The organism is Caballeronia sp. LZ024, from assembly GCF_031451455.1.
Classification (GTDB): Bacteria; Pseudomonadota; Gammaproteobacteria; order Burkholderiales; family Burkholderiaceae; genus Caballeronia; species Caballeronia telluris.
On sequence record NZ_JARUXL010000001.1, the window covers coordinates 1,533,180 to 1,545,734 of the forward strand.

Below are 12,555 nucleotides of genomic sequence, written 5' to 3' on the forward strand. Positions count from 1 at the left end.
CGCGCTTTTTTGCCTTCGGGCGCCCCGTTGTCCGGCGAGGCCGGTGAGAAGCCACATGCAAGAAGAACAGCATCCGATGACGAGCGCCGCCCGCCGCGCGACGATCACCGACGTCGCGCGCGAGGCGGGCACCGGCAAGACCAGCATCTCGCGCTATCTGAACGGCGAGACGAGCGTGCTGTCGCCCGACTTGCGCGAGCGCATCGAAGCGGCGATCGCCAAGCTCGACTACCGCCCCAATCAGATGGCACGGGGACTCAAGCGCGGACGCAACCGGCTCGTCGGCATGCTGCTCGCCGACCTCACCAATCCGTATTCGGTCGAAGTGCTGCAGGGCGTCGAAGCGGCGTGCCATGCGCTCGGGCTGATGCCGCTCATCTGTCACGCGGCCAACGAAATCGACATGGAGCGCCGCTATCTGCAGTTGCTCACGACGTACCGTGTGGAAGGCGTCATCGTGAACGCGCTCGGGGTGAAGGAAGAACTGCTGCAGACGTTCTCGCTCGGCGGCATTCCGGTCGTGCTCGTCGACCGCTCGGTGGAGGGCTTCGTCACCGATATGGTCGGGCTCGACAACCCGAAGGCCGTCGCGCTCGCGACGCATCATCTCGTCGACGAAGGTTTCGAGGACGTCGTTTTCATCGTGCAGCCGTTCAAGCGCGTGAGTTCGCGGCGCGCGCGCGAAGCGGCGTTTCATGACACGATCGGCGCGCTCGGCGCCCTCGGAGCAAAAGGATCGACCATCGTGCTCGACCTCGCCGATGCCGCACCGGCGCTCGCCGCGATCGATGCGCATCTGCGCGACGCCGGCGCGAACCTGCAACGCGTGGCATTATTCGCGGCCAACGCACCGGTTGCGCTGCGCGTCGCGCTGCATCTGAAAGAACGCTACGGCGTGGACTGGCAGCAACGCGTCGCGCTGATGTCGATCGACGACTCCGAATGGGCCGAACTCGCCGGCATGACGACCGTGCGTCAGCCGACCTACGACATCGGACGGCGCGCGGTCGAGTTCCTGCACGAAAGGCTCGAACGCGGACCCGAAGGCGCGCGCATGCCCGCGCGCGAATGCCTGCTGCCGGGCGAACTCGTCGTGCGCTCGTCCACGCGACGCAAACTATCTCCAGGAACCTGAATGGTCAGTGTATCGACGCTCGCAAGTCTCACGATCGCCACGCTTCTCATCGCCGCGTTGCCGGTCGTGCTGTATCGCCGTCTGCGGCCGCGCTTTCTTTTCGAGCGGCGCGAAGTGATTCTCGGCATCGCGGTGTTCGCGTTCTTTTCGATGATCGTCGAGCGCGCGCTGCACGGCTTCGTGCTCGGCAATGCGACGCTCGTCGGATGGCTCGCGAATCCGGCCGTGTTCGTCGCGTATGGCGCGCTGGCGGCAGGCGTCTGCGAGGAAGTGGGGCGCTTTCTCGCCATGAAATGGCTGATCCGTCGCGAGCCGTTGACCCTCGATCGCGCAGGCACGTCCCTCGGCTACGGCATCGGGCATGGCGGGGCCGAGGCGTGGCTTGTCGGCGTGTTCGTGCAGGCGCAATGGATCGTCTATGCGGTGCTGGCGAACCGCAATCAGCTCGACGAGCATTTCACGAGCGTGCCGCCCGACGCGCTGCTGCGCCTGCATATGGTGCTCGGCACGTTGTCGCCGCAGTACGCGGTGCTCTTCGTCGTCGAGCGTGCGGCGGCCTTCGTGTTCCAGCTCGGGTTCTCTGTGCTGATGTGGCAGTTACTGCGCGAACGGTTTCGCCCGGCGCTGCCGTTCCTGATCGTCACGCATGCGCTGATCGGGCTGCCGGCTGCGCTCTTTCAGGCGCGCGTGATTCCGCTGCTCGCCGCCGATGCCGTCTATCTGGTGCTCGCGCTGTTCGTCGTGCGCGCGCTGATCCGCTATTTTCGCGCGGGGGCCGGGCGGCCGGGCGCGATCTCACCTTCGAAGCACTGAATATGGACGACTATCAATACGACTGTCCGAGCGCCGACATCGACATGCTCGCGCACGTGATCACCGATCTCTTTCCCGAGCAGACGCAGTTCGCCGAACGCATCGACGACGAAGGCCGGACCTCGCTCGTCATTCACTACATCGCGATGCGTTTCGGATCGAGCGCGCGACGCATCACGATCGACGTGCGTTTCGATCCGGCCGTGCTCACGCGCTATCGCGCGCTGCCGGTGCGCATGCACGCGAGGAGCTATGCGGTGCTGCGCGCCTATGTGGAAGCGACGCTCGGCTCGCTGGAGGAAGCGTATGCGAACAAGGAGACCGTGCCGCGCACGGTCGAAATCGAAATGGGCGAGGACTTCGCGTAACGCGTAACGCGTGCGGCGTCAGCCCGCGCGCCTGTAGACCTTCGCGAAGCGTGCGGCCTTTACGACGCCGTAGTCGCCGGGCGCGTACTGCATGACCCAGTCGCCGGCGGCGCCCGCGAGCACGTCGCCGGCTTCCGAGCGGGCGATCGTAAACGCGTCGTGCATCTGCTTCGCGAGCACGACCACCGGGCGATTGCGGTAGGTGCCGGGCTCGCCGTGGGCGACGCTTTCCTCGGGCACGTACTTCGCGTCGAAGCGCTCGCGCGAGACGACCCAGCGCTCGCCGGTCGCGCCGGTAATGAGCGCGTCGCCGGGCTGGTAGCGGTTCGGGCCTTCGAGACTCATCAGTTCGCCCGTGGCCGCCGCGAACTCGACGGCCACGGCTTCATCTTTCACGACGCGAATCGCCGCGGGGTCGGTGCTGAGATCGAGCTGGGTGAGGACGGTCATGGCGGATCGTTGGAGGAAATCGGGGTTCGCGATCGTAACGGCTATCGGCTCATTTTGCACGCCACGGCGCGAAAGACGCAAAAAACAAAACGCCCGCATCGGACGATGCGGGCGTTGTGCAGGCTGGCGCCGAGCTTACGTCACGGCTTCGTGACGGACGCGCCTTCCGGCGCGCCGGCACGCGGCGCGCGATGCCGGCGATGCCCGTGCTCCCGCCCGCCTTCACGGAAGTTGGTATCGGCGAGCTTCTTCTGCTCGGGCGAAAGGCCCGCGTAGAGCGGCTCGAATGCATCGACGAGGCGCTTCGTGCCCTCCGCGTTCGCCTGCGTGATCTGCTGGTACTGCTTCATGTCGTCGAGCGCGGACATCGTGTTGCGCTGCGCGACACGCTGACGATACAGCTCGCCCATCGTGTGCGCGTTCTCACGCATGATGTCGGCGAATTTCGACCATTGATCTTCCTGCTGCGGCGTGATCTTGAGCGCCGAGTGCAGTTCGTTGATGCGATCCTCGACGCGCGCCTCGCGGTGGGTCGCGGCGGGCGCCGATGCGGCCGTCGCAACCGCGGCGCCAGGGGCCGATGCCGCAGCGGGTGCCGAGGACTGGGCGAAGGCCGCGCTCATAGCGAGCGTGGCCGCCAATGCAGCGAGTGTTTTTTTCATTCGTGACACCTTCAGTCGATTAAAAATGGCTTGCGATGCGCCGGGCTTGGCCCCGAGCGCGTATGCAGCGCCGAAAACGCGTTATTAGTATCACGATTGCCGCCCGCTCATGGCGCATTGCGACATCTGCTTACAACCGATACGTCTGCGAAAAAATCGGTTGAAGCGCTCTAGGGAAGCGCGAACCCGATCGTTTTCTGACGCGCCGCACAACGGCTGGGGCCGAATGTCACGATCGCATCAAAGTGCTAGGATGGCCGGGATATCAAGCGGCAATGGAGGCAGACATGTCTACTTTGGCTATCGATGGCGTGCGCTGGACGAACGACCGCGTGACCAACGTGCGCTGGGGCGATTTCGATCCGGGCACGAACGACTGGACGTCGCCGACCACCATCGTCGAGGTGGCTCAGGTCGTCGACGCGATCAAGAGCGGCCGGGAAGTGCGCACGCTCTTCACGCTCGGCGGCCGGACTTTTCTCGGCCCCAAGGTCACGGCGCTGCCTTATACCGCCGGACATATCGGCATCGAGGCGCGCGTGCAGGAAGGGCAGATCGAAAAGTCGCTGGAGGACTTGCCGTCCGTATGAGCTTGCTGCCCGCTGTTCGGACAGCGCCCGCCGCCCCGCATGCAACGGAGCGCCGCTGTGGATCGTGAGAAGCTGCGCCGCTTCGGCACCGAATTCGCGCCGCGCATCGCGAGCCGGATTTCGAGCCTGCTCGATGCCGACGTTCACGTCGAAGTCGTGGCGCACGATAACGGCCGCACGCCTGCGCGCGTGCGGGTCAGCGCCGATCGGGCCGCGCACGGGCGCGCGTTTTTGCCGGGCTATTCGGAGCGGCTCAACGTGTATCTCACCTGGGACGAAGGCGAGATCGAGCGGCTTTTCGACGCGCACGGCAACGAGCGCTTCGAGCGCTACCTGCAGGCGATCCCGGCCAAGCTGACTGCGTGGCAGGGCGCGCGCGACGTCGATCTGGAGTCGCGCTCGCAGGCGGAGTTCGCGGTGTTGATCGGCGGACTGGACTTCGGCACGTGAGCCGTTGGGCTCGCTGGGTTCGTTCAGCAAGTGCATTCTCAACAGGAGACATCATGGCATCGGCTAACCACGCAAATCTGCGCGCAGTCGTCCAGACGGCCGAGCAGGCAGGCGGCTTCGTATGGGTGATCACCCTCGTCGATTTCGCGGCCGGCGAGGTGAAGCGCTCGATGGTCTCGGAGGAAAATTTCTCGACCGCCGACGCCGCGCGCGACGCGGGCGAGGATCGCCTTAAAGCGATGGCTCAGGATCGCTAGGGGCGTTTTCAGTTGGGCCGGCAGGAGCGCTTCGTGCCGTCGTGCTGCCCGGCATGTGTCGGCGCGCGTGCGGCCACGACGTTCGCCTCGCTCGTGGCTTCGCCGCAGACGTTCGACACGCTCCGCGAACTGACCAACCCGGACCCGAAATACGCGGACCACGATGTACAGCGTTACGCGTCGGCGACCGTAACGCCCGGGCAGTTCGTCGCGATTTTCAAAAAGGTGAAGACACTCGACGTGGGCGGCAGCGCGCCACAGACACCGCTCGCCAAGCGCACGCGGGCGGTGCAACGTCTGAGCGTGCACACCGCGTCTACTTAATGCCGATCACCATCGAATCCGCCCCGACGAGCGGCTCGATGCGCACTTTCGAAAAGCCCGTTTCCTGCATCCATTCGCGGCATTGCGCGCCCGTGTAGTCAAAGCCGCCGGGCGTTTCGATCAGCATGTTCAGGCTCATGAGCAGGCCGAAGGCATTCTGGCGGCGCTCGTCGTCGATGATCGCGTCGTAGACCACGAGGCAGCCGCCCGGCGGCAGCGCCGCGTGACATTTCTTGAGCAGCTCGAGCTTTTGCGGCAGCGCCCAGTCGTGCAGGATGTGCCCCATCACGAGGACGTCGGCGCTCGGGCAGGGATCGTGGAAGAAGTCGCCCGGATGAAAGCGCAGGCGATCCTGCAACCCGTGCGCCGCGACGTATTCGTCGAACACCGGACCGACGGCCGGCAGGTCGAAGCCGCCGCCGGTGAGATGCGGATGCGCGAGCGCGACCTGCACGGGCAGCGCGCCCTGCGCCGCGCCGACGTCGATGAACGTGCGATAGTCGCCCCACGCAAACTTCCGCGCGATCTCGCGCGCGGCACCAAGGCTCACGCCGCTCATCGCCTGAAGAAAGCCGCGCAGCGACGCATCGTCGCGATAGATCGCCTCGAAGAGATTGCCGCCGTGCTTCGATTCGTTTTGCGGCAGGCCTGTCTTCAGCGCTTCGGTGAGCGATCCCCAGAACGGATAGAGCCGCGAGTTCGCCATTTCCAGCAGGCCGCCGACATAGCACGGCTTGGCCTTATCGAGGAAAAGACCGGTGTCGGGCAGGTTGCTGTAGGTCGAACCTTCGCGCGCGAGCAGATTCAGCGCGACGAGCGCATCGAGAAAATCCAGCGCCGATCGCGGATGCAAACCGAGCGTGCCGCACAGTTCGGCCGCGTCGAGCGGACCTTTCGCGAGTTGCGTGAACACGCCGAGCTCGACTGCCGACAGCAAAGTCTTCGATGCCCAGAAGCCCATGCCGATCTGCAGCAGGCGGTCGGGAGAGGGTGCAGCGATATCGTCGCGTGCTTGCGCATTGTCCATAAGTCATTCCTCGCTTAAATGTGATGAAACGTAAGGCGCGAAAAAGGCCGGCGAAAGGCCGCAGCTAACTCTAGGAGGCGCATCACGCGCGTTCAAGGCACTTGTGTGCGCGGCCGCGCAGAGCGTCGCGGTCCGAGCGGAGGGAGACAAAGATGTGCGATAACGTCGAACGTGTTCATCGGAAGCGTTGCACGGCAATGCGTTGCGGGCGGCGCACACTTCTTCTCACACACTGACCCGCGTTCAAAGGAGAACGTCATGAATCGCTTTAATGGAAAAACAGTCCTCGTCACCGGCGGCAATAGCGGCATGGGCCTCGTCACCGCCCAGGCGTTCGCGGCGGAAGGCGCACGCGTCGTCATCACCGGACGCGATGCGGCCACGCTCGCATCGGCCGAGGCTACGCTCGGCGCCGGCGCGATCGCGCTACGCAACGACGCCGGTTCGGTCGCCGCGGCCCGCGAACTGGCGAAGCAGCTTGCCGAAGCCAACGTCAAGCTCGATGCGGTCTTCATCAACGCGGGAATCGCGAAGCTCGCGCCCTTCGCGGACATCACCGAAGCGCTGTGGGACGAGACCTTCGACATCAACGTGAAGGGCGCGTTTTTCCAGATCCAGTCGCTCGTGCCGCTTTTGAACGAAGGGGCGTCGATCGTTCTGAACGGGTCGATCAACGCGCATATCGGCATGCCGGCTTCGTCGGTGTATGCGGCGAGCAAGGGTGCGCTCATCACGTTCGCCAAGACGCTGTCGGCCGAACTGCTGCCGCGCGGCGTGCGCGTGAACGTGGTCAGCCCCGGCCCCGTTCGCACGCCGCTGCACGAAAAGCTCGGCCTCTCCGACGACACCGCCGCGCAACTGCAGGCGCAGATTCCCCTCGGACGCTTCGGGCACAGCAGCGAAGTCGCGGCGACCGTACTGCATCTCGCCGCGCCCGAGTCGGGGTTCATCGTCGGGACGGAGATCATCATCGACGGCGGCATGAGCCAGCTTTGATCGCAGGCACGCGGTAAGCGCTGGCCCGCCGCATCTTCCGGCATGTGACAATCGTCCGGTTGCCTTTCGGTATCCGCGAGCGAGGACACATGGACGAAGACGGCAAGCCGGCCGCCGCGAGCGAACGCCAAGCGCGTTTCAGGCGTTACGAGTCGACGGGCGAGGCCTCGATACGCGCGGAACTCGAAGCGTCGTCGCCCGCGGACGACGAGATCTTCGCCAAGCGCGCGTGGCTCTTTCAGAAGGAGGAAGGGCGCCAGACCGAGCAGCGCCGGGCGATGGTGGCGTCGGCCGAGGCGGCGCACGACGCCGCCCGCGATGCGCGCGATTCCGCGCAGGCGGCGCGCCGGTCCGCGTTCTGGACCATGATCGCGGCGCTCGCCGCGACGGCGGGCGTGCTGCTCAACGCGGCGATTGCGCTCGGCTGGCTCGATTGGCTCCAGCGCGCCGCGTAGCGAACGCGAAAGCTTTCAGCGCTTGCGTGCGCGATGTCCGCTCACGACCGCGCCGGCGTCGCGCGCGAGCCCGAAGAGATCGGCGATTCCCACGAGCCCGATCACCGCGACGATCAGGAACGCCACGCTGAAATCCGCCGGCGTGACCGACTGCGAGTCGTGTCCGTGCAGCCATTGCGCAATCCTGAGCGCAATCGCGCCGGCCGCGACGCCGATCCCCATCGTCATCTGAAAGAGCGTGCTCGACAGTGCCGAGGCGCCGCTCATCTGCGCCTTCGGCACGTCGGCGAAACTGAGCGTGTTGAGCGCGGTGAACTGCAGCGAGCGCGCAAGCCCCGAGAGAAACAGCACGACGATGATCACGCTTTTGGGCGTCGACGGCGAGAGCAGGCTCATCGCCGCGAGCGAGAGGGCGGCGAGCGTGCCGTTCACGATCAGGACCGAGCGAAAGCCGAAGCGGCGCATGACGGGCGTCGTGACGAGCTTCATCGAGAGATTGCCCGCGAATACCGCGAGCGTGAGCAGGCCTGAGGCGAACGCGTCCATCCCGAAGCCGACCTGGAACATCAGCGGCAGCAAGAACGGCACCGCGCTGATCGAGATGCGAAAGAGCGAGCCGCCGCCCATCGCGACGGCGAACGTCTTCACCTTCAGCGCCGACAGCTCGACGACCGGCTCCTTCGCGCGTCGCAGATGCAGCCACGCGGCCGCGCCCGACACGGCGCCCACCGCGACGAGCACGCTCGTCTGCGTCCACGGCGTGTCGTTGCGGCCGATCAGTTCCATCGCGTAGAGCAGCGTCGTGCACGACAGGCCGCAGAGCGCGAAGCCGGGCAGGTCGAAGCGGCGGCCCGCGTTTTCGCGCGTGTTGTCGAGATAGCGCAGCGCGACGAAGAGTCCGATCAGCCCGAGCGGCAGATTCAGATAGAAGATCCAGCGCCACGACGAATAAGTCGTGATGAAGCCGCCGAGCGGCGGACCGATCACCGGCGCGACGAGCCCCGGCCACGTGATGATCGCGATGGCGCGCATCAGGCCGTCCTTGGGCGTCGCGCGCAGGACGGCGAGGCGCCCGACCGGCACCATCATCGCGCCGCCGATGCCCTGCAACACGCGCGCCGCGGCGAACGAATGCAGCGTGCTGGTGGTCGCGCACAGCACGGAGGCGGCGGTGAACACGGCGATCGCGCTGCCGAACACGGTGCGCAAACCGAAGCGGTCGGCGGCCCAGCCGCTGATCGGGATGAAGACGGCGAGCGTCAGCAGATACGACGTGATGCCGAGGCTCATGTCGGCGGGATGCACGCCGAACGAGCGCGCCATCTGCGGCAGCGCGGTGGCGATGATCGTGCCGTCGAGGTTTTCCATGAAGAACGTCGCCGCGACGAGCGCGACGATGAGCGAACCGCTGGAACCGCGAGCGCGCGTGGCGTCGCTCGGACTTTCTGGGGCCTGCATCGGCGTGGGTCTCCATGTCATCGGCGGGCCGCCGTGCGCAAGGCAATCGCAAGAGTCATGCAAGAAACCCGCGCCGCGTGGCCGGCTGCCATTCTAGCGTCGAAGCAAAGCCGGCGTGGCTATGGTAGCGTCGGCGTTTGACCCGTCATTCCGGCAACGAACACAAGGAAAGCAAAGCAATGGAGTATCGGAAACTCGGCGCAAGCGGCATCGACGTGAGCCTGATCGGTCTCGGCACGATGACCTGGGGCGAGCAGAACACGGAAAGCGAAGCGCACGCGCAGATCGACTACGCGCTCGGCGAGGGCGTCAACCTGATCGATGCCGCCGAAATGTATCCCGTGCCGCCGCGTCCCGAGACGCAGGGCCGCACCGAGCAGTACATCGGCACCTGGCTCGGCGCCCATCGCGCCAAGCGCGACAAGATCGTGCTCGCGACGAAAATCGCGGGGCCGGCGCGCCAGCCGCACAATCCGCGTCACATTCGCGGCGCGGGCAACCAGTTCGACCGCGCGAACCTGACCGAAGCCGTCGACGGCAGCCTCAAGCGCCTGCAGACCGACTACATCGACCTGTACCAGCTGCACTGGCCGGACCGCAGCACGATGACCTTCGGGCGCCCGTCGTATCCGTACATCGACGACGAATACACGGTGCCGATCGACGAAACGCTCGCCGCGCTCGGCGATCTCGTGAAGGCCGGCAAGATCCGCCACGTGGGCGTCTCGAACGAGACGCCGTGGGGCGTCGCCCAGTTCCTCAACGCCGCCGAGAAGCACGGGCTGCCGCGCATCGTCAGCATCCAGAATCCGTACAGCCTCGTGAACCGCACGTTCGAGACCGGGCTGTCGGAGTTCACGCACAAGGAGGGTGTCGGGCTGCTCGCGTACTCACCGCTCGCCTTCGGCTGGCTGACCGGCAAGTACGAAGGCGGCGCGCGGCCCGACGGCGCGCGCATCACACTCTTCGAGCGGTTCCAGCGCTATAGCAAGCCGCAGGCGATCGCGGCCATCGACCGCTACAGCGCGCTCGCGCGGCGTCACGGACTCACGCCCGCGCAACTCGCGCTCGCGTTCGTGAACAGCCGGCCGTTCACGACGAGCACGCTGATCGGCGCGACTACGCTCGCCCAGTTGAAGGAGAACATCGACAGCGTCGGTGTGAAACTGTCCGATGAAATCCTCGCCGACATCGACGCGTTGCACGAACAGCAGCCGAATCCGGCACCTTGAGTATCATGGACCGCGCGGCGGCCGGATTGTCGATCCGACCGGCCGCGCGGTCCGCGCAACAGCGCCGCGCAAGACCCGCCTGATCCACCGCAATTCCTTATGCGGCAAGGCGTCCGACGTTTTCCGCTGCAGTGCCGTCTGCGAGGCACTACACTTGCTCGATTGTCCTGGTTGCCCGCTGTGGCGCCTGTCGTGCCTCAGCGCGCGCTCTTTCCAAGGAGTCGTCGCTCATGTCACAACCCTCCGCGAAGTCCCCCGCCGAACTGGATCAGCTTTGCATCAACACGATCCGCACCCTGTCGATGGACGCCGTGCAGAAGGCCAATTCCGGTCACCCGGGCACGCCGATGGCGCTCGCGCCCGTCGCCTACCACCTGTGGCAGAACCACCTGCGCTACGACCCGGACGATCCGACGTGGCCCAATCGCGACCGCTTCGTGCTGTCGGTCGGGCACGCATCGATGCTGCTTTATTCGCTCCTGCATCTCGCGGGCGTGAAGGCGGTCAAGGATGGCAAGCCGACCGGCGCGCCCGCCGTCTCGATCGACGACATCAAGCAGTTTCGCCAGCTCGACAGCAATACGCCGGGCCATCCCGAATACCGCATGACGACGGGCGTCGAGACGACGACCGGGCCGCTCGGCCAGGGACTCGGCAACAGCGTCGGCATGGCGATGGCCGCGCGCTGGCGCGAGGCGCATTTCAACCAGCCGGACAACGCGCTCTTCGACTATCGCGTCTACGCGCTCTGTGGCGACGGCGACATGATGGAAGGCGTGTCGCATGAGGCCGCGTCGCTCGCGGGCCACCTGCGGCTCTCGAACCTGATCTGGATCTACGACAGCAACCGCATCACGATCGAGGGTCACACGGATCTCGCGTACAGCGACGACGTCGAATCGCGTTTCAGAGGCTACAACTGGAACACGATGCACGTCGACGACGCCAACGACGAGGCCGCGCTCGAAGCCGCGATCAACAAGGCGAAGGCGACGACTGACCGGCCGACGCTGATCGTGGTGAAGAGCATCATCGGCTGGGGCGCGCCGAACAAGCAGGATACGGCGTCCGCGCACGGCGAGGCGCTTGGCGAGGAAGAGGTCAAGCTCGCGAAGCGCGCTTACGGCTGGCCGGAAGACGCGCAGTTCCTCGTGCCCGAGGGCGTGAAGGAGCGTTTCGCGGAAGTAATGGGCGCGCGCGGCAAGCAGGCGCGCGGCGAATGGGAGAAGCGCTTCAGCGAGTTCGGCAAGCAGTATCCGGATCTCGCGAAGCAGTTCAGCCTGATGCGCGAGTCGAAGCTGCCCGAAGGCTGGGACGCCGACATCCCCGTCTTCGAGCCGGACGCGAAGGGCATCGCCACGCGCGAATCGTCGGGCAAGGTGCTCAACGCGATCGCGCAGCGCATTCCGTGGATGATCGGCGGCGCGGCGGACCTGTCGCCGTCGACGAAAACCAATCTCAAGTTCGAGGGCGCCGGCAGTTTCGAACACGACAGCTACGGCGGCAGGAACCTGCACTTCGGCATCCGCGAGCACGGCATGGGCGCGGTCGCCAATGGCCTCGCACTCTCGGACATGCGGCCCTACGCCTCCACGTTCCTGATTTTCAGCGACTACATGAAGCCGCCGATCCGCCTCTCCGCGATCATGGAGGTGCCGGTCATCTACGTGTTCACGCACGATTCGATCGGCGTCGGCGAGGACGGCCCGACGCACCAGCCGATCGAGCAGCTCGCGTCGCTGCGCGGCGTGCCGGGACTCACCACGCTGCGTCCCGGCGACGCCAACGAAGTGAGCGAGGCGTGGCGCGTCGCGCTGTCGCAGTCGCATGAGCCGTCCTGCATCGTCCTGACGCGCCAGCCGCTGCCGACCTTCGACCGCAAGAAATACGGGTCGGCTGAAGGCGTGAAGCGCGGCGCCTACGTGCTCGCCGACGCGCCCGCCGGCAAGACGCCCGAAGTGCTGCTGCTCGCCACGGGCAGCGAAGTCTCGCTGTGCGTCGAGGCGTATGAAAAGCTCGCGGGTGAGGGCATCGCGGCGCGCGTGGTGTCGATGCCGTCGTGGGACATCTTCGAGAAACAGGATCAGGCGTACAAGGACTCGGTGCTGCCACCAGACGTGAACGCGCGGGTGGCGGTCGAGCAGGCGGCGACGCTCGGCTGGGATCGCTACACCGGCCGCCTCGGCTCGCAGATCGTGATGCACACGTTCGGGGCGTCGGCGCCGCTGAAGGCGCTGCAGACCAAGTTCGGCTTCACGCCGGGGCGCGTCTACGAGGAAGCGAAGAAGCAGATCGAGCGGGTCAAATCCAGCGGCAAGAACGGCAAGGAGTGAGCCAT

Annotated in this window: 15 protein-coding genes; 11 read left to right on the forward strand and 4 right to left on the reverse strand. The window is 66.0% G+C overall.

Features of this window, described 5'->3' with window-relative positions; translation table 11 throughout:
* Positions 1–55: 55 nt before the first annotated feature.
* Genes QCE48_RS06995 through QCE48_RS07005 form a run of 3 tightly spaced genes read left to right on the forward strand, consistent with a single transcriptional unit; the run spans position 56 to position 2,316 of the window.
* Positions 56–1,135 (forward strand): LacI family DNA-binding transcriptional regulator, encoded by a 1,080-nt coding sequence (locus QCE48_RS06995; protein ID WP_309785533.1) that lies wholly within the window; start codon positions 56–58, stop codon positions 1,133–1,135.
* Positions 1,136–1,948: a YhfC family intramembrane metalloprotease gene (locus tag QCE48_RS07000; protein WP_309785532.1), complete on the forward strand. Its 813-nt coding sequence runs from the start codon at positions 1,136–1,138 to the stop codon at positions 1,946–1,948.
* Between the two features lie 2 nt (positions 1,949–1,950).
* Complete coding sequence (locus tag QCE48_RS07005) at positions 1,951–2,316, forward strand: DUF3022 domain-containing protein (protein WP_309785531.1); 366 nt, start codon at positions 1,951–1,953, stop codon at positions 2,314–2,316.
* A gap of 18 nt (positions 2,317–2,334) precedes the next feature.
* Here QCE48_RS07005 and QCE48_RS07010 read toward each other — a convergent pair whose 3' ends face one another.
* On the reverse strand, positions 2,335–2,766 hold the full coding sequence (locus QCE48_RS07010; protein ID WP_309785530.1) for a PGDYG domain-containing protein: 432 nt from the start codon (positions 2,764–2,766) through the stop codon (positions 2,335–2,337).
* Between the two features lie 140 nt (positions 2,767–2,906).
* Complete coding sequence (locus QCE48_RS07015) at positions 2,907–3,428, reverse strand: Spy/CpxP family protein refolding chaperone (protein ID WP_309785528.1); 522 nt, start codon at positions 3,426–3,428, stop codon at positions 2,907–2,909.
* A gap of 287 nt (positions 3,429–3,715) precedes the next feature.
* Here QCE48_RS07015 and QCE48_RS07020 point away from each other — a divergent pair, with 287 nt between their 5' ends.
* The 4 genes from QCE48_RS07020 to QCE48_RS07035 are packed head-to-tail and all read left to right on the forward strand — an operon-like array spanning position 3,716 to position 5,049.
* On the forward strand, positions 3,716–4,018 hold the full coding sequence (locus QCE48_RS07020) for a hypothetical protein (protein WP_309785527.1): 303 nt from the start codon (positions 3,716–3,718) through the stop codon (positions 4,016–4,018).
* A gap of 57 nt (positions 4,019–4,075) precedes the next feature.
* On the forward strand, positions 4,076–4,468 hold the full coding sequence (locus tag QCE48_RS07025) for a DUF5594 family protein (RefSeq protein ID WP_309785526.1): 393 nt from the start codon (positions 4,076–4,078) through the stop codon (positions 4,466–4,468).
* A 53-nt stretch (positions 4,469–4,521) separates the two neighbouring features.
* Positions 4,522–4,725, forward strand: coding sequence for a hypothetical protein (locus QCE48_RS07030; RefSeq protein WP_087630373.1), 204 nt, complete (start codon positions 4,522–4,524; stop codon positions 4,723–4,725).
* A gap of 33 nt (positions 4,726–4,758) precedes the next feature.
* Positions 4,759–5,049: a hypothetical protein gene (locus QCE48_RS07035; RefSeq protein WP_309785524.1), complete on the forward strand. Its 291-nt coding sequence runs from the start codon at positions 4,759–4,761 to the stop codon at positions 5,047–5,049.
* On the opposite strand, the gene QCE48_RS07040 is transcribed toward QCE48_RS07035, so the two are convergent.
* Positions 5,042–6,076 carry a methyltransferase gene (locus tag QCE48_RS07040; RefSeq protein ID WP_309785523.1) on the reverse strand — a complete coding sequence of 345 codons (1,035 nt, stop codon included), beginning with the start codon at positions 6,074–6,076 and terminating at the stop codon, positions 5,042–5,044. The genes QCE48_RS07035 and QCE48_RS07040 overlap by 8 nt on opposite strands.
* Before the next feature lie 258 nt (positions 6,077–6,334).
* On the opposite strand from QCE48_RS07040, the gene QCE48_RS07045 reads away from it, so the two are divergent.
* On the forward strand, positions 6,335–7,072 hold the full coding sequence (locus QCE48_RS07045) for an SDR family oxidoreductase (protein ID WP_309785522.1): 738 nt from the start codon (positions 6,335–6,337) through the stop codon (positions 7,070–7,072).
* An 89-nt stretch (positions 7,073–7,161) separates the two neighbouring features.
* Positions 7,162–7,527, forward strand: coding sequence for a hypothetical protein (locus tag QCE48_RS07050; protein WP_309785520.1), 366 nt, complete (start codon positions 7,162–7,164; stop codon positions 7,525–7,527).
* Between the two features lie 15 nt (positions 7,528–7,542).
* On the opposite strand, the gene QCE48_RS07055 is transcribed toward QCE48_RS07050, so the two are convergent.
* The gene (locus QCE48_RS07055; RefSeq protein WP_309785519.1) at positions 7,543–8,985 is read right to left on the reverse strand and encodes an MFS transporter; all 1,443 of its coding nucleotides are present in this window, start codon (positions 8,983–8,985) and stop codon (positions 7,543–7,545) included.
* A gap of 179 nt (positions 8,986–9,164) precedes the next feature.
* Between QCE48_RS07055 and QCE48_RS07060 the strand changes: the two genes are divergently transcribed.
* A complete protein-coding gene (locus tag QCE48_RS07060; protein WP_309785518.1) occupies positions 9,165–10,217 on the forward strand; it encodes an NADP(H)-dependent aldo-keto reductase in 1,053 nt (350 codons plus the stop codon).
* A 230-nt stretch (positions 10,218–10,447) separates the two neighbouring features.
* Positions 10,448–12,550, forward strand: coding sequence for a transketolase (gene tkt, locus QCE48_RS07065; protein ID WP_309785517.1), 2,103 nt, complete (start codon positions 10,448–10,450; stop codon positions 12,548–12,550).
* Positions 12,551–12,555: the final 5 nt, after the last annotated feature.